This window comes from Pontibacter fetidus (assembly GCF_010119545.1).
GTDB classification, from domain to species: domain Bacteria; phylum Bacteroidota; class Bacteroidia; order Cytophagales; family Hymenobacteraceae; genus Pontibacter; species Pontibacter fetidus.
Genome location: NZ_JAAEAA010000013.1, coordinates 34,731 through 58,852 on the forward strand (window position 1 = coordinate 34,731; position 24,122 = coordinate 58,852).

The 24,122-nt window shown below is 46.8% G+C and carries 20 protein-coding genes; 8 read left to right on the forward strand and 12 right to left on the reverse strand.

What is annotated here, in order from left to right; translation table 11 throughout:
• Positions 1–149: 149 nt before the first annotated feature.
• Positions 150–1,589: an asparagine--tRNA ligase gene (gene asnS / locus GWO68_RS11100; RefSeq protein ID WP_162346520.1), complete on the reverse strand. Its 1,440-nt coding sequence runs from the start codon at positions 1,587–1,589 to the stop codon at positions 150–152.
• Between the two features lie 272 nt (positions 1,590–1,861).
• On the opposite strand from asnS, the gene rpoN reads away from it, so the two are divergent.
• From rpoN to GWO68_RS11120, 4 genes are all read left to right on the forward strand, one after another.
• On the forward strand, positions 1,862–3,313 hold the full coding sequence (gene rpoN / locus GWO68_RS11105) for an RNA polymerase factor sigma-54 (protein WP_162346521.1): 1,452 nt from the start codon (positions 1,862–1,864) through the stop codon (positions 3,311–3,313).
• 151 nt (positions 3,314–3,464) lie between these two features.
• Complete coding sequence (locus tag GWO68_RS11110; protein ID WP_162346522.1) at positions 3,465–4,085, forward strand: hypothetical protein; 621 nt, start codon at positions 3,465–3,467, stop codon at positions 4,083–4,085.
• Between the two features lie 1,198 nt (positions 4,086–5,283).
• Positions 5,284–6,066, forward strand: coding sequence for an enoyl-CoA hydratase-related protein (locus GWO68_RS11115; protein WP_162346523.1), 783 nt, complete (start codon positions 5,284–5,286; stop codon positions 6,064–6,066).
• A 190-nt stretch (positions 6,067–6,256) separates the two neighbouring features.
• Complete coding sequence (locus GWO68_RS11120; RefSeq protein ID WP_162346524.1) at positions 6,257–6,985, forward strand: TapB family protein; 729 nt, start codon at positions 6,257–6,259, stop codon at positions 6,983–6,985.
• A 65-nt stretch (positions 6,986–7,050) separates the two neighbouring features.
• Here the strand turns inward: GWO68_RS11120 and GWO68_RS11125 are convergent, their stop codons facing one another.
• Positions 7,051–7,878 (reverse strand): hypothetical protein, encoded by an 828-nt coding sequence (locus tag GWO68_RS11125; RefSeq protein ID WP_162346525.1) that lies wholly within the window; start codon positions 7,876–7,878, stop codon positions 7,051–7,053.
• 88 nt (positions 7,879–7,966) lie between these two features.
• Positions 7,967–8,677, reverse strand: coding sequence for an ABC transporter ATP-binding protein (locus tag GWO68_RS11130; protein ID WP_162346526.1), 711 nt, complete (start codon positions 8,675–8,677; stop codon positions 7,967–7,969).
• Between the two features lie 228 nt (positions 8,678–8,905).
• Between GWO68_RS11130 and GWO68_RS11135 the strand changes: the two genes are divergently transcribed.
• Together GWO68_RS11135 and GWO68_RS11140 are read left to right on the forward strand one after the other, a co-directional pair.
• Positions 8,906–9,487 carry a DUF4142 domain-containing protein gene (locus GWO68_RS11135; protein WP_162346527.1) on the forward strand — a complete coding sequence of 194 codons (582 nt, stop codon included), beginning with the start codon at positions 8,906–8,908 and terminating at the stop codon, positions 9,485–9,487.
• Positions 9,488–9,573: 86 nt separating this feature from the next.
• Positions 9,574–10,134, forward strand: coding sequence for a DUF4142 domain-containing protein (locus GWO68_RS11140; protein ID WP_162346528.1), 561 nt, complete (start codon positions 9,574–9,576; stop codon positions 10,132–10,134).
• A gap of 53 nt (positions 10,135–10,187) precedes the next feature.
• Here GWO68_RS11140 and uvrA read toward each other — a convergent pair whose 3' ends face one another.
• The 6 genes from uvrA to GWO68_RS11170 all read right to left on the reverse strand — a co-directional run bounded on the left by uvrA (position 10,188) and on the right by GWO68_RS11170 (position 19,244).
• A complete protein-coding gene (gene uvrA / locus GWO68_RS11145; protein ID WP_162346529.1) occupies positions 10,188–13,085 on the reverse strand; it encodes an excinuclease ABC subunit UvrA in 2,898 nt (965 codons plus the stop codon).
• 131 nt (positions 13,086–13,216) lie between these two features.
• The gene (locus GWO68_RS11150; RefSeq protein ID WP_162346530.1) at positions 13,217–13,606 is read right to left on the reverse strand and encodes a YidH family protein; all 390 of its coding nucleotides are present in this window, start codon (positions 13,604–13,606) and stop codon (positions 13,217–13,219) included.
• Between the two features lie 31 nt (positions 13,607–13,637).
• The gene (locus tag GWO68_RS11155; RefSeq protein WP_162346531.1) at positions 13,638–14,051 is read right to left on the reverse strand and encodes a DUF202 domain-containing protein; all 414 of its coding nucleotides are present in this window, start codon (positions 14,049–14,051) and stop codon (positions 13,638–13,640) included.
• A 39-nt stretch (positions 14,052–14,090) separates the two neighbouring features.
• Positions 14,091–16,829 (reverse strand): PKD domain-containing protein, encoded by a 2,739-nt coding sequence (locus GWO68_RS11160; protein ID WP_162346532.1) that lies wholly within the window; start codon positions 16,827–16,829, stop codon positions 14,091–14,093.
• 170 nt (positions 16,830–16,999) lie between these two features.
• Positions 17,000–17,863, reverse strand: coding sequence for an LOG family protein (locus GWO68_RS11165; protein ID WP_162346533.1), 864 nt, complete (start codon positions 17,861–17,863; stop codon positions 17,000–17,002).
• A 133-nt stretch (positions 17,864–17,996) separates the two neighbouring features.
• A complete protein-coding gene (locus tag GWO68_RS11170) occupies positions 17,997–19,244 on the reverse strand; it encodes an ABC transporter permease (RefSeq protein WP_162346534.1) in 1,248 nt (415 codons plus the stop codon).
• A 182-nt stretch (positions 19,245–19,426) separates the two neighbouring features.
• Here GWO68_RS11170 and queA point away from each other — a divergent pair, with 182 nt between their 5' ends.
• Both queA and GWO68_RS11180 read left to right on the forward strand, forming a co-directional pair.
• Positions 19,427–20,473 carry a tRNA preQ1(34) S-adenosylmethionine ribosyltransferase-isomerase QueA gene (gene queA / locus GWO68_RS11175; protein ID WP_162346535.1) on the forward strand — a complete coding sequence of 349 codons (1,047 nt, stop codon included), beginning with the start codon at positions 19,427–19,429 and terminating at the stop codon, positions 20,471–20,473.
• A 200-nt stretch (positions 20,474–20,673) separates the two neighbouring features.
• Positions 20,674–21,357: a 2-C-methyl-D-erythritol 4-phosphate cytidylyltransferase gene (locus GWO68_RS11180; protein ID WP_162346536.1), complete on the forward strand. Its 684-nt coding sequence runs from the start codon at positions 20,674–20,676 to the stop codon at positions 21,355–21,357.
• On the opposite strand, the gene GWO68_RS11185 is transcribed toward GWO68_RS11180, so the two are convergent.
• The 3 genes from GWO68_RS11185 to GWO68_RS11195 form a co-directional block, all read right to left on the reverse strand.
• Positions 21,352–22,083: an ABC transporter ATP-binding protein gene (locus GWO68_RS11185; RefSeq protein WP_162346537.1), complete on the reverse strand. Its 732-nt coding sequence runs from the start codon at positions 22,081–22,083 to the stop codon at positions 21,352–21,354. The genes GWO68_RS11180 and GWO68_RS11185 overlap by 6 nt on opposite strands.
• An 85-nt stretch (positions 22,084–22,168) precedes the next feature.
• Positions 22,169–22,390: a DUF2795 domain-containing protein gene (locus tag GWO68_RS11190; RefSeq protein WP_007652164.1), complete on the reverse strand. Its 222-nt coding sequence runs from the start codon at positions 22,388–22,390 to the stop codon at positions 22,169–22,171.
• A gap of 272 nt (positions 22,391–22,662) precedes the next feature.
• A complete protein-coding gene (locus GWO68_RS11195) occupies positions 22,663–23,982 on the reverse strand; it encodes a DUF349 domain-containing protein (protein WP_162346538.1) in 1,320 nt (439 codons plus the stop codon).
• Positions 23,983–24,122 lie beyond the last annotated feature (140 nt).

Genomic DNA, 24,122 nt, shown 5'->3' on the forward strand with positions numbered 1-24,122 from the left:
AAACTCTAATTTTATATAAACTCCCTCTCCTGTTTTTAGGAGAGGGCTGGGGTGAGGTTTAATCCTGCAAATCCTGATTCAGACAAAAACAAAAACCGCCCGGCTACAATTTAGCCGGGCGGTTAACAACTATAAACTATAGTTTATGCTTAAAACTCTGCGTTCTGCGGTGTTCTTGGGAAAGGAATAACGTCGCGGATGTTACCCATACCGGTAACGAACTGCACCATACGCTCGAAACCAAGGCCAAAACCGGCGTGCGGACAGCCACCGAAACGGCGGGTATCCAGATACCACCACAGGTCTTCTTCGTGTATGCCTACGCCTTTCATGCGCTCTACCAGTATATCCAGACGCTCCTCACGCTGCGAACCACCTACAATTTCGCCAATACCAGGAGCAAGTATATCCATCGCCGCTACGGTTTTGCCATCGTCGTTTAGGCGCATGTAGAAAGCTTTGATATCTTTCGGATAGTCGGTAACTATAACCGGCTTCTTGAAATGCTTCTCTACCAGGTAACGCTCGTGCTCGCTTTGCAGGTCGATACCCCACTTCACGTCGTACTGGAATTTCTTTTTTTTGTAATGGTTCGAGTTCAACAGAATATCAATTGCCTCAGTATAAGTTACGCGTTCGAAGTCGTTATTCACTACAAACTCCAGCTTCTCGAGCAAGGTCATTTCCTGACGCTCGTTCTGTGGCTTGGCTTTATCTTCTTCTGTTAAACGCTGGCCCAGAAACTCGATGTCTTCGCGGTTGTTTTCCAGTGCGTAACGGATAATGTACTTGATAAACTCTTCGGCCAGGTCGGCGTTCATTTTCAGGTCGTAGAAAGCCATTTCCGGCTCTATCATCCAGAACTCTGCCAGGTGGCGCGTGGTGTTGGAGTTTTCAGCTCTAAACGTTGGTCCGAACGTGTAAATGTCACTGAAAGCCATCGCTGCCAGTTCGCCTTCCAGCTGCCCGGATACTGTCAGGTTAGTAGCCTTGCCGAAAAAGTCTTCTGTATAGTTTACCTGCCCGTCTTCTGTCTTAGGCGGGTTGATTGGGTCAAGTGTCGTTACTCTGAACATCTCACCGGCGCCTTCAGCATCCGAAGCAGTGATGATAGGCGTGTGCATGTACACAAAGCCTTTCTCGTTAAAGAACCTGTGTACAGCAAAAGCAAGTGTGTTACGCACTCTAAATACCGCGCCGAAGGTGTTGGTACGGAAACGCAAGTGTGCGATCTCACGCAAAAACTCCAGCGAGTGTGCTTTTTTCTGCAGCGGATATGCTTCCGGGTCAGCTTTGCCCAGTACTTCTATGGTTTTAGCCTGTACTTCAAACGCCTGGCCTTTACCCTGCGATGCTACCAGCTCACCAGAAATAGAAACGGCAGCACCGGTTGTAACGTCCTTCAGAGCCTCTTCGCTGAAATTATTGGCATCGGCTACAACCTGTATATTATTTATAGTAGAGCCGTCGTTAACGGCAATAAAGTTCACGTACTTATTTCCGCGCTTGGTGCGCACCCAACCTTTCAGCAGAACATCCTGGCCTGCCGCGGCGCCTGATAACAGGTCTTTGACTTTTGTGCGTTGCATGTAACGTTGCTTTATAAAATTTAAATGTAGCCAACTATAAAGGTATAAAGAAAGACCGGAAATGTAGTGGCCCGCAAACTATAGTTTATAGTTGGAAGTCTGCAAAGGTACAGCAGAAACTATAAAAATCGATAAACCTGGCGGCGTGGATGACTGTTACTAACAAAAAATGTGCTAAACCCACGAATTTTCAACCTTTTGTTGATATTGCGAGTAAAATTATTCTAAATTTGAAATACGGGGAACCGTTACTGATAACCAATTCTTAACCCATGCAGCGTCTCGACTTAAGACAACTTTTACAGCAGAAGCTATCGCCGCAGCAGATACAATTTATCAAGCTGTTGCAGATACCTACGGCCGAGCTGGAGATGCGCATTAAAGAAGAACTGGAAATAAACCCTGCCCTGGAAGAGGGCGCCGACCAGCCCGAAGACCAGTACAACGACTCTGATTCAGACGATTACGGCGACAGCGATGATGACTATGGCAAAGACGACGTAGACATTAACGACTACCTGAACGATGATGAGATAAGCGGCTACAAAATGCAGGGCGACCGTGGCGGCGAAGATGAAGACGACCGAGAAATGCCGATTGCTGTGGCTTCTTCGCTTACCGATCAGCTGATGGACCAACTGGGTTTCCTGGATCTGGATGATAAGCAGCACATTATTGGCATGCAGCTTATTGGCAGTATAGATAACGATGGCTACATCCGCCGCGACCTGAGCGCGATCTCGAACGACCTGGCTTTTTCGCAGAACGTGGATGCCAGCGAAGAAGAGATTGAAGAAGTGCTGCACATGATCCAGACCTTCGACCCGGCCGGTATTGCCGCCCGCGACTTGCCGGAATGTTTGCTGCTGCAACTGCACCGCCGCGACCAGGACGAAACAACCATACTTGCCGAGCGCATCCTGGAAGATGCCTTTGATGAGTTCACCAAAAAGCATTATCAGAAAATACAGTCTAAATTTGGCGTGTCGGAGGACGAGCTAAAGAAAGCTGTTGATATCATTACCAAACTGAACCCGAAGCCAGGTGGTGCCGGAGCCGGCATGACGCGCATTCAGTACATCATCCCGGATTTTATACTGACCAACAATAACGGCCAGCTTGAGCTGTCGCTAAACTCGCGCAACGCCCCGGATCTGCGCATCAGTCGGTCTTATGCCGATATGTTTGATGCCTATGATAAGTCGGACAAGAAGGATAAGAAGCTGAAGGAGACCGTTACGTTTGTAAAGCAGAAACTTGATGCGGCCAAGTGGTTTATAGATGCCATTCGCCAACGCCAGAACACACTGCTGCGCACCATGGAGTCCATCATCAAGTATCAGCATAACTTCTTTTTGGAGGGTGATGAGAGCGAACTGCGCCCGATGATTCTAAAGGATATCGCCGAAGATATTGGCATGGACATTAGTACCGTAAGCCGTGTAGCCAACAGCAAAGCCGTGCAAACCGAGTTTGGCATCTATCCGCTTAAATACTTCTTCTCAGAAGGTATCGCCACTGACTCCGGCGAAGATGCCAGTAGCCGCGAGGTAAAGCATATCCTGAAAGAAATTATAGACGGAGAAAGCAAGCGCAAGCCACTGTCTGACGAAAAAATAGAGCAGATACTGAACGAGAAAGGCTACAACATTGCCCGCCGCACCGTAGCAAAATACCGCGAGCAGCTAAACATACCAGTAGCCCGTCTTCGCAAAGAACTATAGTTAATGAATAATTTATAATGATGAATGAATAATGAAGAGTACAAAACAGGAAAGGTGTTTTACCACGTAGCTGGTTAAGAATTTGATCATTACTCACAATCATTATTCATTAAAATTAGTCATTCGTCATTCATAATTATTCATTAAATCTGTGAATCGTTCGCTCGCGAAAGCCCTGTCTGTAGTTTTACACCCGCTGTTGCTGCCAACATACCTGTTTGCTTTTATACTTTACTATCTTCCTGCGCCTGCGCTGTCGCTGCCTATGCAAAGCCGCTGGATTGTGCTGGGGATGATCTTTTTCACCACATTTATTATACCTGGGTTAGGTGCTTATGCCATGATGCGTTCCGGCCAGCTGGACTCCATGGAAATGGAACGCCGTGATCAGCGTCGGTTACCGCTGTTGTTTACCAGCGTATGCTATGGCATTACTACATACCTGCTTTATCGCGAGGCTGCCTTCGACGAGATCTTTTATTTTATCATGGTCATCATTACAGCATCGGTGTTGCTGACGTATGCGGTCTCGTTATTCTGGAAAGTAAGTGCCCATAGTGTAGGTATTGGTGGTGCGTTGGGTTTACTATTACTGCTGAGTAAATTGGTGGCGGATGTGCCCATGTTGTTTCCAATCTCATTAAGTATAGTGTTGGCCGGGGCTGTATTGTCTGCCCGTTTAGCATTGCACGCACATTCTCCCGCTGAAGTTTACACTGGCTTCGGAGCCGGTTTATTACTGGCCTTTACTGCTGGTATACTTGTGCTATAGTTGATTACCTCATCCCAGCCCTCTCTTAAAGACAGAATTGGAGTTTTTGTCTGAATCAGGATTTGCAGGATTAATGGATTTTCAGGATTGAACTATAGTTTTATTGTTAATATTGCTGGCGCGAGCGTCCACGCTCGTGACTTAGGATGGTGTTGTATCTCCAGATGCAACTGGCCCGCGAGGGACAGGCATTGTGAAGGTCGCTGGCTATAGTTCTATCGTTCGTATGATCCAACCACCCTTATTTTACCTCACCCAACCCTCTCCTAAAAACAGGAGAGGGAGCTTTTACTTACTACTTCTTCTGTCATCCTGGAAGGATCTTGTGTGAAGATGCGTTAAGCCTTTGCTATAACACACCCCTGCCCCTCTCAAGAGGGGAATTATCGACTATAGTTATAGTTGAAGCTATAGTTTCATAGTTGGTGTTTGTCATCCCCCTGCCCCCTTCAAAGGGGCAGGGCCGTTAAGTTCTGCCGAGAACTATCCCTTTGAGGTGATTATAGGGGTGTTATTCAGGACCAAAATGCCAATTGTTAGCCAGTTTTAAATTCACCCGCTAATGCAAACACCCCTCTGCGCTCCCCTCAAGGGGAGAATTTGCTAGAACTTAACGGCCCTGCCTTCAAAGGGGGACTTTCCGCTACTACCAATTTTCAAACTATAGTTCTATAGTTACAGCCTATCCACGGACAGGTCGCGACCTGTCCCTACGGGAATACAACCATGGGAAAAGGTCGAAGCTTACCGGTTGAAACTATAGATACAGGTCAATAGTAGATAGATCGCAGTCTTTGGGTTGAGCGCCTTGTAGATTTCTGGTGCCGCAGGCATTTCGAGGTACGAGAAAAAGAAATGTACACCGCGCGATGCCCGAAGACGAGGCCTCGCGGCCGTGAGCGAGCCAAGGTATAGTTGAAACGATAGGTTAATAAAGCTCCCAGGATTAGAGGTAATTTGAAACGAAGGCTTAGTTATGCTTATTTAAACTATAGGACATATAAGATTCCTCGGCTAACGCTCGGAATGACAAAAGGAAACTATAGAACCAGATGTTAGCAGGAGCTGCGCACACTGCTAGGTCTCTAAACTTACTTTTCCTTGCCTGGCACTGAGAAATAACAGACCAACAACAACCACTTTGCACTTCCCTCCATATCCATTACCTTTGAACAACTACAAAACAAATCCTTGAACTATGACTTACGAGTGTTTACTATATGATGTGCAGGATGGTGTGGCAACCATAACCCTGAACCGGCCAGATGTTTTTAACGCCTTTAACGACCAGCAAAGCTACGACCTGCAGGATGCCCTGAAACAGGTAACCCGCGACGACAATGTGCGCGTGGTTGTGTTGACCGGTGCCGGAAAAGCGTTTTGCTCAGGCCAGGATCTGAAAGCAATTGCCAGTGCCAGCAAGCGTGATCTGTCGGAGTCGTTGGAGAAGCGTTATAACCCGATCATACGTGCGATGCGCAATTTGCCGAAGCCGATCATCTGTAAGCTGAATGGTGTAGCGGCTGGTGCGGGTTGTTCTTTAGCGTTGGCGTGTGATATGGTGGTAGCAAGTACAGCTGCCAGCATGATAGAGGTATTTGTGAACGTGGGATTAGTTTTGGATTCTGGTTCTTCGTTTTTCCTGCCGCGTGTAGTTGGTTCCCTTAAAGCATTTGAGTTAAGCACGCTGGGCTCTAAAGTTACTGCCGAAGAAGCCTTGCAACTGGGCATGGTAAACAAAGTGGTAACCCCGGAAGAGTTGGATGCTGCGGTGGCAGAATTAGCTGCACGTTATGCGGTAGCCCCAACCAAAGCCATCGGCCTGATGAAGAAGATGCTGAACAAGTCGTTTAACTCGTCGCTGGATGAGATGCTGGACTATGAAGCCTATTGCCAGAAAATTGCCGGTAACTCTGCCGACTATAAAGAGGGCGTAACGGCTTTTAACGAGAAGCGCAAACCAGAATTTAAAGGGGCATAAGTAAAGTGCCTGCCAAACTATAAAACTGAAGCCGGAGTAATATCCGGCTTTTTTTATGCTAACAAAATAAGGCTGTTAGCCACGGTTAACCGTATGTATACTTTGGATATATGCCTGTTCTTGTACTTGCTGTAACAGTTTTAGTATAAGTTACTTTCCAACTATAGTTCAACGCTTATCCGTAACCATCATGAAAAAGAGAAGCTTCTGGTTTTTGCTGCTTTTTGTAGTGGCAACTATATTTTGGGCACCGGTTAGCACGCTGGCCCAGGATTGTGCAGGGTATTACCTGTTAAAGAACAACACCGAATACGAGCTCATTAACTACGATAAGAAAGACAAACTAACGGGCAGGGTGCTTTATAAAGTTACCTCCGTTAACAGCAGCCCGGGCAAAACAGAAGCTACTATCCATAGTAAAATTCTGGATGAAAAAGGAAAGCTAACTACAGAAGGCGACTACACTGTAAGTTGCCAGGATGGAAGCATGCTGATAGATATGCGCTCGATGGTGAACCCGGATATGCTGGCTGCTTACCAGAACATGGAAGTAAAAATGGAGGGTGACCAGATGGATTATCCTTCGACGCTGACGACAGGGCAGAAACTGAAAGATGGCACCATTAGCATTGATGTGCTGGACAAACAAAGTGGGCAGCCGCTCACCAGTATGGTAATGACAATAACCGGCCGTACCGTTGGCAACACCGAAAGTATAAATGTGCCAGCAGGCGCCTACAACGCATTTAAAATAAACCAGGACCTGGAACTGCAAACCAAAGCCATGGGTATGAAGATGCCAGCCACCCGCATGCAGACGATAGAATACTTTGTGCCTGGTGTGGGCCTGGTACGCACCGAAACCTATCGTAATGGCAAACTGCTGGCATACAGTGTACTGAACAGAATCAGCAATTAAACTATAGATTATAAAAAAGCCTGCTATAGTTAGTTACAGCAGGCTTTATTATGATCTATAGTTGCTTAACGAAGCTCAATTTGCTTACTGCGCCCATTTACAGTTACTTCCGCAATTTTATCGCATGGTTCGCCACCAATAGGGTCGTAGTTCAACACAAAGGTATTGCCGCGTTCTGTAACAGTTTTTACCACGCCCGCTACAAAGTTACGCACACAGGTCTCGGCTAATACAAGTTTCAGGGGCTGCGCTATTGTTGTGTTAAAAGCTACGCCTTGCCTGTTCACGCCTTCCGAACTTCCCGAAATCAGGTAGATGTCGTCTGTTAAAATACGGGTATCGGCTCCGGCAATGCGCTCAATTATGCGGTTTGCTTCCCAGTAGGCAGTGCCCCGGGCAGTTTCTATACTTGCATCCTGCACTACTACATTTACCTTGTTAGCATTTACCCAGGTTTTGGTTTTGGTGCCGGTTAAGTGGTTGTCGTTTACATAATAGTCCAGCAGGGTTATAGTTACGCTGGAACCTGCCGTATAGCGTGGGCCATTAAAAGAAGCTACGATCTTGCCTCGCCTGTTACGGCCATCGCGGCAAAGGCAATTGGTATTCCCAAAGTCGATGGTAAGGGTGCGCGTTTCGCGGTTAAAGGTACGGGTAGCGCAGGCTGGTAAGCTCCCGGTAGCGGCAGCCACCCGGCCGTTCATAAACTCGTCGTCGTTGCCGGCTTCTTCTACAAAATTATCAGCCATCGTAAATTCCGATTCTGTTATGGCCTCGGTTTCTACAGTGTCGGTTTCGAGCTGCTGTGGGTCGTCTTCTTTCTGGCACCCGGCAAAAACCAGCAGGCATGCCGTTGCTGCCAGCGGTAAAATTTTAAAGAGCTGTTTTTTCATAACCAGTTAATAGTGAGGTGAGTTTTACCGTTAGAGCAGCAAAAGTTATAATAGTTTAACGCTATATACAAAAATAATTTTGCGGATATCAGAACGAATAACCTACCGAGAATTTAAGCTGCGCAAGCGGAGTGGCAGCAATATAAGAACTCTCGTCGCTTACAATCTCGTGCCCGATAATGTGGGCCGGCAATAGCTCATCGGCGCTGGTAGACTTGGCATATTTTACGCGCCCACCTAAGGCACCTGCCAACTCCAGCGTAAAATGCTTGCCAAGTAAAAACTGCCCCCCAAGCTGGTAGCTAAGGTCCAGGGAGTTCTGGTACAGGCGACCTACAAATCTATAGTTTGGTGAATTAGGATCCTGCTCGGGCAGCTCAAACACGTTTTTTTCAAAAACCAAGAAACGGTAGCCAAACACCGGACCATAAAAGAAGCCAAAGGGCGCAGTTCGCTTACGGGTGTTATAGTAGCGCTGACTCATGTGTATGGCCACGCCCATCACATCTTTTGCTTCATAATCTTCCCAATCGTCGGTTTCGCCTTTCAGGTAGCTTTTGTAAATGTAGCCAATGCCATACTCGTTAGAGATACGCTCGGTACGCAGCTTCTCCAACGAAAAATATACTTCCCCTATCTGCAACGGATGCACTTTTATAATGCGGTCATGGGCTGTGTCTATCTCCCGTATTTCAGGGGCGTCCAGGTCCTGCTCGTCCTGGGCATTAGCGGTGCATGTTACAAGTATAAACAGTGCCAGTAAACAGGCCTTAACTATAGAGGTAAAATCTTTCTTCATACAATCAGATCATAAAGTATAACTTTTGGTTAAGATGGCTGCCGTTTAAATGCCCTTCAAATTAACCAAAAACCATTCGCTTAAAATTAACCGGTCTTTACAGCTATGCTATAGTTACGCAACATATTGCTGTGCAGGTTTATGCGGGTATACGTTATAACTCCGTGATAATTAGGGCGTATACAATATGTTGTGTAGCTGTTTAACAACTTAACCTACTATAAAACTATGAAAAAAACTGCATCAGCAAGCTTAATTGTTTGCGCTTTATTATTTGGCTTTGGCTGTAATCAAAAACAGGAACCAGTAGAAGAAGCCCAGGAAGTAAACGAAGAAAAATTTGAAGACACAGCTGTAGAGGAAGTCAAAGATGACCTTTCAGAATTTATGACCAAAGCTGCCAGTGGCGGCATGATGGAGGTAGAGCTCGGTAAACTGGCCCAGGAAAAAGCACAGCACGCCGACGTGAAAAGCTTCGGGCAGATGATGGTTACAGACCATACTGCTGCCAACAACGAACTAAAAGCGCTGGCTGGCACCAAAAACATTACCTTACCTGATAGTATGAGCCAGGACCATATGGACAATATTACCGAGCTACGCCAGAAAACCGGTGCCGACTTTGACAAAGCCTACATGGACCTGATGGTGGAAGACCATAACGAAGATGTAGAAATGTTTGATGAAGCATCTAGAAAATTAGAAGATGCCGATGCAAAAGCCTTTGCCAGTAAAACACTAACCACATTGCGTAAACACCAGGAGCGTGCCAAGCAGGTAAAAGATATGCTAGATAAAGCAAAGAAATAGCGCGTTAAGCAATATTGTAAAACATATGAAAGCATCTGTAAGTAACTATACTTTACAGATGCTTTTTTGCTTTTAACTGAACAACTATGAAAAAATATTTATCTGTTATACTTGGGTTTAGCATGCTGCTACAGGTTGGCTGCAACTCAAACGATAGTATAAAAGCGGCCACGGAGCAAAGTATGGCCCAACTACAGCAGGCCGGCATTAATAACATGGAGAACGACGCACTTTTTGCTGCCGAAGCTGCCAGCGCCGACATGCTGCAACTGCAGCTAAGCGAAGCAGCCATTGCACGGGGCGTAAGCCCGGAGGTAAAAACATTGGCCCAGGACATGCAACAGGTGCACCAGCAAATGCTGACCGAACTGCAAGCACTCAGCGCCGATGCCAATCTGGTGTTGCCCCAGACCTTAGGTAACGCTCACCAGGAAGTATACAAAGAGGTAACGTCCAAAGAGGGCATAGGCTTTGATCTTGCTTATATCAGGCAGGTAAAAGAACAGCACGATGAGCTACTAAAGCGCTACGAAGATATGGCCGAGAATGGCGTGTCGATGGAAGTGAAGCAATACGCTTCGCGCCAACTACCCCTGATACGGCAGCATGTAGAGCGTGCCGAAGCACTTGAAAATAAGATTGAATAAAAAGAGCCGCAACTATAAACTATAGCTGCGGCTTTTTTAGGTTGGCTTATACGTTATTCCTGGCCGTTTTCGCGGTAATGGCTGGTTGCCAGTTCTTCTTTCAGGAAACGGGAAGTATAGCCTTTCTTTACTTTGGCCACCTCTTCCGGGGTACCTTTGGCAACTATAGTTCCGCCACCTTCGCCACCTTCCGGGCCAATGTCAATGATATGGTCCGCGATCTTGATCAGGTCCAGGTTGTGCTCAATGATGAGAACAGTGTTGCCCTTGTTGGTCAGTTTATGCAATACTTCTGATAAGTGCTCAATGTCCTGGAAGTGTAATCCGGTCGTTGGCTCATCCAGGATATAAAGCGTCTGGCCGGTATCTTTTTTAGATAACTCCGTTGCCAGTTTCACACGTTGTGCCTCACCACCGGATAGGGTAGTAGCCTGTTGCCCAAGCGTGATGTAACCTAAGCCCACTTCGTTCAGGGTCTGTATCTTGCGCAGGATACGCGGCTGACTCTCGAAGAATTCTACTGCCTGTTCTACGGTCATGTCCAGCACGTCGGTAATGCTTTTGCCTTTGAAGCGTACTTCCAGGGTTTCGCGGTTATAGCGCTTGCCTTTACATACCTCGCACGGCACGTACACATCCGGAAGGAAGTTCATTTCAATCGTTCGCATACCGGCACCTTCGCAGGCTTCGCAACGGCCACCCTTCACGTTAAACGAGAAACGGCCCGGCGTATAGCCTCTTATCTTGGCTTCCGGGAGTTGTGCAAACAGTGTTCTGATGTCTGTAAACACGCCGGTATAGGTGGCAGGGTTAGAGCGCGGCGTACGGCCAATGGGCGACTGGTCTACTTCAATAACCTTGTCTATTTTATCCAGTCCTTCTATCTTTTTATAAGGCAGCGGCTCGCGCTTCGCTCGGAAGAAATGCGTATTCAGGATTGGGTAAAGTGTATCGTGAATCAGGGATGATTTACCTGAACCTGATACACCTGTAACGCAGATCATTTTGCCCAAAGGCAGTTCCAGTGTTACATTTTTCAGGTTGTTGCCCGTAGCTCCGATCAGCTTTAACGTTTCGCCGTTGCCCGGGCGTTTGGTGCGCGGCACGGCTATGCCGCGACGGTTGCTCAGGAAGTCAGCGGTAGTAGTGCCGGCGTTCATCATTTCTTCAGGGGTGCCGGCTGTTACCACCTGCCCGCCATGTATACCTGCGCCTGGTCCTATATCCACCACATAATCCGACTGCAGGATCATGTCCTTGTCGTGCTCTACCACTATAATCGAGTTGCCCAAATCACGCAGGTCTTTCAGAGCGTTAATCAGGCGTTCGTTGTCGCGTTGGTGCAGACCAATACTTGGCTCATCCATAATGTAAAGCACACCCACCAGCTGCGTACCGATCTGAGTTGCCAAACGAATTCGCTGGCTCTCGCCACCAGATAAGGTTTTAACCGGGCGGTGCAGGCTAAGGTAATCCAGGCCTACATCCAGCAAAAAGCCGATGCGCTTACGGATCTCTTTCAGCAGCTCGCGGGCAATTACGTTCTGGCGGTCGCTCAGGCGTTCTTCAAGCCCCTCGAACCAGGCAGCCAGCTTGTTTATATCCAGTACCGAAAGCTCTCCAATGTTTTTGCCATCAATTTTAAAATGCAGCGATTCCTTTTTCAGGCGGTAACCGTTACATTCCGGGCAGGTGTTTGTTTGTGTAAAATCTTCTACCCAACTGCGGATGTTATCGGAATCAGACTCCATCTGGCCTTTTAGGAAATTGATGATACCCTCAAACTCCACTACGTAGTTGCCCTTCTTGGTATTTACTTCCAGGTCTTCTTCCAGACCATAAAGCAACACCTTCATTACATCCTCAGGCAGATCTTTTAGCGGCGTAGAAACCGAAACTTTAAAGTGCTTGAACAGGGCTTCGATCTGCTTAAAAATCCAGATGTCGCGGTACTCGCCAAGCGGCGCAATACCGCCACGGCGTATACTTAAGCTCTTGTCAGGTATAACCGATTCTTCTGTAATTTCCTGTATCTCGCCCAAACCATTACAAACCGGGCAGGCACCATAAGGCGAGTTAAAAGAGAAAGAGTTCGGAGCCGGATCGTCGTAGGCAATACCGGTGGCCGGGTCCATGAGGTGGCGCGAGAAGAAATGTGTTTTGTCGGCATCTGCATCAAGTATAAGTACCGTGCCTTTGCCATGCGTGAGCGCATTTTGTATAGAGCCTGATAAACGGAAACGGTCATCTTCCTTCACTACGATCTTGTCAATTACGATCTCGATGTCGTGAATCTTATAGCGGTCGACCTGCATTTTTGGCGCGATCTCCATCAGTTCGCCATCTACGCGGGCACGGATAAAGCCCATTTTTCGTATCTGCTGGAACAATTCGCGATAATGTCCTTTACGGCCTTTTACCACTGGCGCCAGTACAACTATACGCTTGCCATCGAAATTCTCGAGGATGTGGTTTACGATCTGGTCATCGCTCTGGCGCACCATTTTTTCACCGGTCACATAACTGAATGCTTCGGCAGTACGCGCCCACAACAGGCGCATAAAGTCGTAGATCTCGGTGATAGTACCAACCGTAGAGCGCGGGTTGCGGCTCGTGGTTTTCTGCTCTATAGAGATTACCGGTGACAAGCCCTCGATCTTGTCCACATCGGGGCGCTCCAGGCCGCCCATAAACGAGCGGGCGTAGGCCGAGAAAGTCTCCATGTAGCGGCGCTGCCCTTCGGCATAAATGGTATCGAAAGCCAGCGACGATTTGCCGGACCCGCTGATGCCCGTAAAGACAACCAGCTTATAGCGCGGCAGGGTTATAGATATGTTTTTGAGATTATGTTCGCGGGCGCCATATACTTCGATCTGCTGCGATTCGCCGTTATGCGGGAAGGCTGCTGAAGCTACGCCGGTATCTGTAGTTTGCTTTTGTTCTAAAGCCATTCAGGATGCGTTGATTTTAAATAGCAAAGGTATAAAATTGCCAGCGCTTTACGACAGTAAAACTCCAACCCTTCTTAACAGCAAAAGCAGCTAATTGGTTTAGCATTTGGTAACTTTCCTGTAGCTATGCTTTAATCGGCGTTGCCGTACCGGGAGGCTTCCTTTTCATGAATTATGGCGTGGTGGTGACTGGTTTGCACAAATTCGTCCCGCTGTTTTTTAATCAGACGTTGTTTCTGAAAGTACCGATAGAAACTATAGATAATGAGCCCGCCTCCTAATGCCAGCAATGTAAATCCTATTACCCCCATATACTTGTGCTCCGATAGTTTTATAGCTGCAATGCCGCCGGCTAACAGGGCAATGGAAGTGCGCAGATAAGCCATTAAGGTACGCTCGTTGGCAAAAATAGTACGCTGCACCGCCATCTGATCCCGTATCTCAGTGTTCTTTTTCTCCTGTTGCTTCAGCTTCTTTTTAAGCTTTTTAATTTCTTCCTTTTCGGGGTCAGGTAGCATCATGGGTTGGTTTTTTTGATTTGTTGAGAGTAAGCTAAACTATAGAATTCGGGGAATTAGTGTCTGCTGTAGGGTCTGCTTTTTCCTGGGCGGCTACTTTTGCGTGTACCGGGCTGGTGGGCACATAGGTGCTGGTGTGGTGTTGTATGCGCTCCTGCTTTTTGCAATAACGGCGGTAGCCAACTATGCCTATCGCTATCCCGATGGGAATAAACATTGCGCCCAGGCCTTTATAAACCGGGTCTTCAAAGAATTTAATAAAGGATAAACCTGCCAGCACCAACGCCATAGCCGTGCGACTATAAGCCAGCAGGGTACGTTCGTTGGCCAGTTCTGTGCGCTCCATGGCCAGTTGGTCGCGTACCTCAATGTTCTGCTTTTCCTGTACCTTCAGGTCTTTTTTTATCTCCTTGCGTTTCTTGCCGTTAAGTATACCTTTCCAGTTCATACTGCAAGTATACGGTAGCAACTATACAGGGGATAAGGTCTATTGCAGTGCCTCGAGCCAGCCTTTGTAGCTGCGCCCTGTAGTTGGGTGCTGCAACAGGTAATAGAACATGCCAGTAGTGCCAGACCGTGGGGCCCAGTCATTTTTATAGTTTTTGATGCGTTGAATCTCTTTTCCCCAGCGGTTATACAGCACCAGTTCCCAGTCATCCTCTTTCAGGCCGTGTATAAAAAACACATCGTTCAGGCCATCGCCGTTCGGGGTAATAACGTTGGGTATAAACAGACCACCAATACAATCTTTGAACCTCACTGTGATCTCGTCATCGGCTTCGCAGTGCTGGTTAAAGGCTTTGAGTTTGTAGGTGCCCGGTTTAGTTACTTTAAAGAAGGCGTCGGTGCTGCCATCCTGCCATTCGTAACGAATATTGCCGGGCAGTTCAGTGCCAATTACCAGGGTGTCGCCGTAGCAAAGCGTGGTGTCGTTGCCTAAAGCTATCGCTGGCCTGGTCAGGTAAGGCAGCCAAATCTCATCGCGTACCACGCAGCCAAATTCATTGGTAACATCCACCCAATACTTTCCGGCCTCGGTTACTACAAATGTAGGGTTTGTTGAGCCATCCTGCCACAGGTAAGTGGAATTAGGGAAGGTAGCAGTCAGTAATTTGGTGTCGCCGGAGCAAAGTGTTTCATCAGGGCCCAGGTTAACTATAGGTAGCGGTAAATGGTTAATGCGGATAATATCAGTAGCGCTACAGCCTTTGCTGCTGGTTAGGGTTACCCAATATTCGCCTGCAGTAGCTATAGTTATAGTTGGGGAAGTGGCTCCGGTGCTCCATTTATAGGTCATGCCGGGTTGGGTAGCATCCAGTGTTGTAGTGGTGTTGGCGCAAATGTCGCGGTCAGGGCCGAGGTTAACTATAGGCAATGGGTTATAAACTATAGTTATCTCATCTGATTTTTTGCAACCGTCTTTGCTGGTAACTTCTACGCTGTATGTGCCTGCCTTGGTAACCGTAAAAGTAGAATTGGTAGAGCCATCCTGCCACAGATACGTAGCGCCTTCGTTAAAAGCATTTAGTTCTATCGTTTCTCCCTCGCACAATTCGCGGTTAGCACCCAGATTTACGGTCGGCAAACTATAGTTCGAGACTTTTACTTCGTCGCGGGTAGTGCATTCGGCTATAGTTACATCAACCCAGTAAGTGCCGGGTGTGGTAGTGGTTATGCTTGCCGAGGTGCTGCCGTTGCTCCATTTGTAGGTGGCATTTGGGGTGGTAGCATCCAGGGTTACTTCGGTGCCGGGGCAAACCCAGCGGTCGGGGCCAAGGTCAACTACAGGCGGTGCCAATATTTTTACAGTTATAGTATAGGTTTCCTGTTTGTTGCCGATGTGGCGGGTAAAGGTAACGGTATAGTTGCCGGGAGCACTGAAATGGTGGCTGGCATTTAGCGTGTTGGCCGTATTGGCTGCACCTGATGCCGGGTCTCCGAAGTTCCACTCCATAAAAGTGGGGTTATCAGAAGTAGGGGCATCGAAAGCGAAATTGCTCGGCTCTCCAAAACAGTTAATATCAAAGCTGACATCGTAAGTATAAGTAAAGTTACTCTGGATAAAAGCTGGTAACCCCATCATGCTTTTTCTGCCTTCTAAATAAACTGCTGTGTCAATGTAAAGGCTGGCTGTACCTTTCTCATTTGGGTTACTGATAACACCCAAATGCGCACTGGCTGGTCGTGCAAAGTATATTTTACCATCCGGGGCAAGCTGTAAACTGCCGCCTACAAAGTTGGTTGGCGGGTTGGTAGGGTCCAGGTTTGCCTGGCCTATCAGCGTTTTAGAAGCATTTATAGTTGCAAAATCATTTGAGCTGAGATCATACTGATAGATCTTGGTACCTGCATCTGTAGATACATAAAGCTTGGAGTTATCAGGAGAGAACTCTACACCATAAGGAGAACTGCCGGGGTTTAACGAACCTGCAAAAGGTGCTATCGGGAAGGGAATAATAGAAGAGTTTTCGTTATTAAACCCAAAAAGGCGAACCGTGTTTGTGGCCCTGTGCGTAACGGCCAGTTTTGTTCCATCCGGCGAAAATTTCATGCAGCCTATAGCATCGGTTGCCTCTGAAGCTGGCGGAAAAATTCCTCCTAATAAATTAAATTCGTTGGCCGGGCCTACACCACTACTGGTAACCAGAAAACTCCGGAAGGTGTGAGTGCCATGTTGATGTGACATTACCCAAATGTCGCGTTTGTTCTGTTGCAGTACAGCTGTCAGTTTTTCGGAAGTTGGTGTATAAAGTAACTTGTTTTTGTCAACAACATCGCCTCCGGGTTCTGTCATGTCAATAGTGGCGTAGCGCAACCCATTTCCCCTGCCAGTAGCATCCGTCGTGAACAGGTAGAAAAGTTTCTGGCTTCCAGGCTTTGGAACTATAATACAGGACTGAGCACTATTGGCGCTTCCCATTAATCCGGAGCCATTTCGCATTACCTGGTGCTGGTTATTCCAGACAGTGGTGCCATCCGTGTAAAAAAGAAGTTTGCCGTTGGCATCAGCTATACTTGCGGTTCCTTCAAAAGCATTCATGGCGCTGTTGGTGAGCACTGCCGGCGGGTTTACGTTAAAATCTAGCCCAGCCTTATCTCCGAAATACCAGACATGAGACGCCTTGTTACGCTGCGCCTGCACGCCGGAAAAGCTTCCCGAAACCAGAAAACAAACTAAAAACGCCGCTACTTTACTACAAACCGAAAGCTTACCCCCACAGGTCATAATTTACCAAACTATAGTTAACCAGAATACTGTAAATATAGCTGATATAGGATGTTATAAGTATAGCCTTGTAAGAATATTTAGTAAACGGTATGTTATAGTTCAGAAAGCATAAAAAAAGCCTGCTGTGTTGGCAGCAGGCTTTTGTAAGTATAGTAAAACTGTTTCTCTTAGAAGTTTGGAGAAAGCAGGTACTTGGCATAGAAGTCGTCGATGATCTTTACCGCTTCCGACGGATCGTCTACGATGTGTACCAGGTCCAGGTCTTCGGCGCTGATGTTGCTTTCCATTTTCAGCATTACATCTTCTACCCACTGCATCAAACCTTCCCAGTACGAGCGGCCAACCAGCACGATCGGGAATGCACCGATCTTCTTTGTCTGGATAAGCGTGATCGCTTCAAATAACTCATCAAGTGTACCGAAACCGCCTGGCATTACCACAAAGCCCTGTGCATACTTCACAAACATTACCTTGCGCACAAAGAAGTAATCAAAGTTGATCAGCTTATCAGAGTCGATGTAAATGTTGTTGAACTGCTCGAATGGCAACTGGATGTTCAGACCCACTGACTTACCGCCTTCAGAGTGCGCACCTTTGTTACCGGCTTCCATAATGCCCGGGCCACCGCCTGTAATTACCCCATAACCATGGCGCACCAGCTTGGCAGCAATTTCCTCAGCCATTATGTAGTATTTGTTGTCGGCTTTGGTTCTCGCCGATCCGAAGATAGAAACGCATGGACCGATTTTGGCCATCTTTTCGAAACCATCCACGAACTCAGCCATTACTTTAAATATCTGCCACGAGTCGGCTATTTTGATCTCGTTCCAGTTTTTGTCTACAAACGCCTTACGAATGCGGATATCTTCTTCAGAGGCAGGAGGGGCAGTTACCTGGCCGCTTTCGCGCAGGTCAGTTACCGATCTTACTTTGTTGTCGTTAGCATCGGGGTTAAGTATAGTTTGCCCGCTACCAGTGTTAAGCGCCTCGTCGTGGAGCTTTGTTTTGCTTGTCTTTCTAAGCTTTGTCATAATATATTAAATCATCTTCTCGGCAGGACAATAGTACCCTGCGGCGCTTTTAATCAGGCGCCTTTCATCAAAAAATTAATCGCAAAAATACAGGCTGTGAGGGCGCGCTGCAAAATGCGGGTTGTAAGTTACTTTATTTAGAGCGGATTGCAATAACCGGGTCAAGATTTGACGCCAGCACGGCCGGGATTATACCTGAAAGCATACCAATCACCGCGGATACGCCAAGGCCCAGCACAATGTTACCTATCGACAGGCTAATTTTCATCATGTCCTGCGGGATGATGGTGATCAGGAACACCAAAAAGATGCCTATGCCACCACCTAACACGCTCAGGAACACCGACTCGAACAAAAACTGGAAAAGGATAAAATAGTTTTTAGCCCCCAGTGATTTTTGTATACCTATAATGTTGGTTCGCTCTTTAACCGACACAAACATAATGTTGGCAATACCGAAGCCGCCTACCAATATAGCAAACCCACCAATTACCCAGCCAGCCAGGCCAACCACATCAAAAAAGCCTGATATAGATTGTGTTACCATTTCGGGGCGGTTTATGGCAAAGCTGTCATCGTCGCGGGGGCGCTGGCCACGTATGTTGCGCATCATGCCGCGCACTTCATACTCCAGTTCCTGCAGGCCTTCATCCTCCGGGCGGCCTTTAATGGCAATGGCATTGCCTACGCCATCGGGCCCGGTATCATACATTTTGCTGAAGGAGCCAAATGGTATAATGCCCATCTGGTCGAAGTTGGGCATACCAAACATGCTTTCGCCCTGTTTCTCTATCACCCCGATCACCCTAAACCGCTGACCGCCAACTTTTACTTCCTGGCCTACCGCGCTTATGTTCGGGAAAAGGGCATCAGCAATTTCTTTGCCTATCACTACTACATTGCGGGAGGCATCAACCTCCTGTGGTACAAAATAACGGCCTTCTTCAATCGGTATCTCGCTTACTTTGTTGTAGTCATAGGTTACACCCATTAGCATGGCGCCGGTAAAGCTGTTGCTTTGGAATTTAAAAGTACTGCCGCTTTTATCTGCAAACAGGGCCACACCTGCATCGTTGGCCAAGTTGCGATCCAGTAAACGGAACTCGCGCACCGTGGGCTCCGGTCGCTGAAAATATTTCCACCACGGGTAGCTACCACCAAAGCTCCAGGGCCATTTCTGCACATATAAAACTTTATCGCCAATAAAGCTCATGCTGTCGCGCACGTTACGCTCTAGCGAATCTACCAGCGTAAAAACTGATATTATGGCGAAAATACCAATGGTTACGCCCAGCAGCGAGAGCAGTGTACGGAGCATATTGGCACGTAGGGCCTGCCAGGCAAATCGTATACTTTCCGCAATCAGACGCAGGTATATCATCGGTTTTGTGGTTATATAAAGTAATTTTTTTAAAAGTAAGAATATTTCGGTCAAACTGAGTAAATTTGCGGCTCGTTTTTTTGTTTATTGCCGGGTTAATTTTCCGAACTCCTGAAAGCAACTTCAAGTTATAGTTAAAGTCTTTTCACCATTTGGAATCCAAATACCGTAATATTTGATCTATGAAATTATCAGAATTTAAGTTTGATCTGCCGGAAGAGCTCCTGGCTACGCACCCAACCGAAAACCGCGATGAGTCGCGCATGATGGTACTGCACCGCGATACAGGTAAGATCGAGCACCGTATTTTTAAAGATATACTGGAGTATTTTGACGACGGCGACGTGATGGTTGTGAATGATACCAAAGTGTTTCCGGCCCGCCTTTACGGCAACAAAGAGAAAACCGGCGCTAAAATAGAGGTTTTCCTGCTGCGCGAACTGAACAAAGATATTCATTTGTGGGATGTGCTGGTTGACCCGGCGCGTAAGATACGTGTAGGCAACAAACTATACTTTGGCGAAAGCGACCTGGTAGCGGAAGTTATTGATAACACGACATCGCGTGGCCGAACTATAAAATTCCTGTTTGACGGCACAGACGAAGAGTTTTACAAAACTATTAACGACCTGGGCGAAACGCCGCTGCCACGCTATATTAAGCGCGAAGCTGAGCCGGAAGACCGTGAGCGTTACCAGACTGTGTATGCCAAAAACGTAGGTGCCGTAGCTGCGCCAACTGCCGGCCTGCACTTTACCAGAGAAGTACTGAAGCGCCTGGAGATAAAAGGGGTAGATATAGCGCCTCTTACGCTACACGTTGGGTTGGGTACATTCCGCCCGGTTGATGTGGAAGACCTGACCAAGCACAAAATGGACTCTGAGAACTTTAGTGTTCCTGCTGAAACATCGGATATGGTGAACAAGGCGTTGGATAACAAGAAGCGTGTTTGTGCTATAGGTACAACTACCATGCGTGCACTGGAGTCTTCGGTATCGGCGAGCAACCGCCTGAAGCCAAACGAAGGCTGGACAGACCGTTTCATCTTCCCTCCATACGATTTCAAGATAGCGAACGCACTGGTTACCAACTTCCATATGCCGGAAAGCACCCTGCTGATGATGACAGCTGCTTTTGGGGGTTACGAACTGGTAATGAAAGCCTATGAAGAAGCCGTAAAAGAGAAATACCGTTTCTTCAGCTACGGCGACGTAATGCTGATTTTGTAAGGATAAGCTGCTTATAAAGTATAAAAAGCCCCGACTGCAAAGTCGGGGCTTTTTTATTGCGGATCGTTGAATTGTTGGATCAGCTATAGTTAAGACGCAAAGTATTGCGTCTCTACATCTTCTAATTTTTCTAACTCATCCATCTTTAACTCCTAAACTCTTTAATTCCTAAACTATAAATCTTTTTAACTTTGCTCCTTATGGCGCAAGAACTCCCAGAATATGCGATTATAGTTGCCGGCGGCTCGGGCAGCCGGATGCAGCACGATACTCCTAAGCAGTTTATACCTGTAGCTGGAAAGCCGATACTAATGCATACGATAGAACGCTTTTACAACTATAGCCCAACTATACGGCTGATTGTGGTATTGCCTAAAGAACAGCTGGAAACCTGGCGTGAGTTGTGTAAAACGTACAGCTTTACTATTTTCCATATGACGGTGCCGGGTGGTGCTTCGCGCTTCGAGTCTGTGAAAAATGGCTTAGGTGCTGTAATGGGAAATGGTTTGGTAGCCGTGCATGATGGCGTTCGCCCGTTTGTGGAGGTTGAAACTATAAAAGCTGCTTTTGAGGCCGCTGCAAACTATGGCAGTGGCGTGGTAGTGGTATCACCAAAGGATTCTATTCGCGAACTGATTTCGAAAGGAAGTATATCTGTGCCGCGTGCCAACTATAAACTGGTACAAACCCCGCAGGTATTTACAGCAGAAATTCTTAAAAAAGCCTACGAGCAGCACGACCAGGGTTACTTTACCGACGATGCCTCGGTAGTAGAAAGTATAGGCGAGAAAATTACATTGGTAGAAGGCAGCTACCGCAATATAAAAATCACAACTCCCGAAGATCTGATATTAGCTGAAGCTTTTGCCAAAGAACAACTATAGTATAACTGGTCGGCCAGCTTCCAAAAAAGCCTGGTTCTCTAAAACAGTATCCGGGGAGATAACCTCTAATATTGGTTCTGGCTTAGAAAGGTTTAACAAGTAGCCTTCCATCGTCGTCAGGTTGTGCAGGTCGTGTGTAATACAAAGCACAGTTTTCTGATTTTCGTGTACCCAGCTTTGCAGCAGCTTAAATACCTTGTTCTTATAGTATACATCCAGTTGCTGCGTGGGCTCATCCAGCAGGTTTATAGCTGCGTCCTGCAGCATCAATTGCGCCAACCATACCAACTGTTGTTCCCCGCCTGAAAGGGTTGTAAAGTCGTGGTCCTGCAGGTGGGTGAGTTGTAGTTGCGCCAGTACCTGAGCGGCGGTATCGTAATCCTGGGTAGTGTAATCTTCAAAAAAGCGCTTCTTCCGGAACAGGCCCATTACCACCAGGTCTAGCACTTTTATAGAGAAAGAAACTGTATTGCGTTGCGGCAGGTAAGAAAGTATGCCTTGCTTGGTGGCCAGCGGCAGGGTTTTAAGGTCGTGGCCTTTTATATGCAGTTGTCCCTGGTAAGCTACCTTTTGCTGAAAGGTTTTGAAGAAGGTGGTTTTGCCCGCACCGTTGTGGCCGATGATGGCGACAAACGTTGGGGCAGGTATAGAAAAAGAAAGGTTGCGGATAAGAGTACGCGACTCATAACCCGCAACCAGATTTTTTACTTCAACGATGTTATTCAATGATTAATTACTAATGATGAATGAATAATGAGTAAGCTTTAAAGCTATTGGCAATTATTCATTATTCATTACCAATTATTCATTATTAATATTCGTCTTCGTTAAACATGAAGTCTTCCTTGGTAGGATAGTCAGGCCAGATCTCTTCGATGTTCTCGTAAGGCTGTCCGTCATCTTCAAGGGCCTGCAGGTTTTCTACTACCTCCATAGGTGCTCCAGAGCGAATTGAGTAATCAATTAACTCATCTTTAGTTGCTGGCCAGGGTGCGTCCTCCAGGTATGATGCTAATTCAAGTGTCCAGTACATAGTATGTGTCTCCTTAACTAATTGTTGGCTATTTTAGATTGGTTTGCAAAAGTATAAATAAATATAAAAACAAAAATTTATACTTTAAAAAATTGCTTTTTTATTTGTTTTTAACAACACAACGCAAAACGTATACAAATGTTCAGGATGAAGTGCTAAAATTTAAAATGCAGGCATAAATTAGTAACAAAAGCTGTACGGCTACCTATAAAAGCGCTTTGGCAACAAAAAAGCCTGCGCGTGGCAGGCTTTAAAGTATAGCTATAGTTTGGTTAAGCGTTGTTGCTATAAGCCCCCAACTTCTCTTTAAACCCTTCTATCAGTTGCTGTTTGGTGTTTATCTTCCGCTTAAAGTTACGGATCTTACCCTGCAGCATACTACGGAAGGTGTCGTTGCTTGGCGAGTCGCTCAGTTTATCCAGGTTATCTTCCAGCACTTCCAGCTCGCTTTTATCTGATTTTATAAAATCCTTCAGCGCGTTGATGCGGGCATTAAGGCCATCTGCTTCGCTTAGCTTTTCGTTGCTGGCCTGCTGGCGTTTTCGGATGTAGTGCTCCAGGCTGCTGGTTTCAAATATCCGGTCGCAGGCTTTTATAAACTGTTCCCACACCTGGTCTGATACAGACGGATGCACCGGGCCTACTTTTTTCCATTCGGCCTGCAGTTCCTTGGCGCGACGTACGGCATCGTTCAGGTTATGCTGCTCCAGCAAACCGTTGGCTTCGTCTACCAGCTGCTTTTTCTTTTCGTAGTTAGTGTCGTAAAACTGCTCGCGCGATGCATTCTTTTCGCTGTTAATCTTCACCTTCAGGCGCTCAAAAAAGTGGTTATGCGCTTTACGGAAGTCAGTCCATAGTTTGCTGGTAACTTTGCGCGGCAGGCTGCTGTCTATGTCTTTCCACTGGTTCTGCAATTGCTTTAGCTTGGCTGTTGTGTTTTCCCAGTCGTCGGAGTTCTGCAGCGCTATCGATTGCCTGATCAGGTCTTTATACTTGTCGTATGCGTGGTTCTGCATACGCTTCTTGTCTTCAAAGAAGTTCTTTTTGCGCTCAAAAAACGCCTCTATCGGGGCTTTAAAGCGTTCCTCAATTTCTTCGGTCAGTTCCTTGTCTACAGGGCCGGTCTTTATCCAGGTGGCGCGCAGTTCTTTTAGTTGGTCCGATGCTTCTTTCCATTCAATACTCTCCTGCAGTGCTTCGGCCTGTTGTATCAGCCCTATTTTAATGGCCAGGTTCTTCTCCCGGTTCTGCTTTATCGTTTCGTTAATGTTTTCTTCGGCCTTACTCAGGGTATGAAACATTACTTCAAAATCGCCAAGGGCATCGTACTCGCCCACCTGCTCTTTCATATGAAGCACTTTCATCAGAAAAGACCCCTTGTTCTCAGATGACGCAATTCGCTCCAACAGGGAGTTCACTTTTTCACGGAACATTTCAAAACGTCTCGCAAAGTATACTAAGGAGTCGTTCTCAGATTCTTTTACATCGCCAACCTGGCGGGCAGGGTAGTTCATGAAGGGTTTCAGCCACACCTGCTGGTCCTGAATAAAGCCATATTTCTTGGCTTCTTCCAATAGATCGTTGTTTTCCATTTGACTGGATCGGGTTTTGCGTCAAAAAATAGGGTAAGGCACTTTTTAAACTAACTTTAGCATACGCAGCTTTAACTTAAGCGTTATATGAGCGCATCCGTAAAACAGATGGCACAAACAGTTTGCAGGCGAAGCTGGTT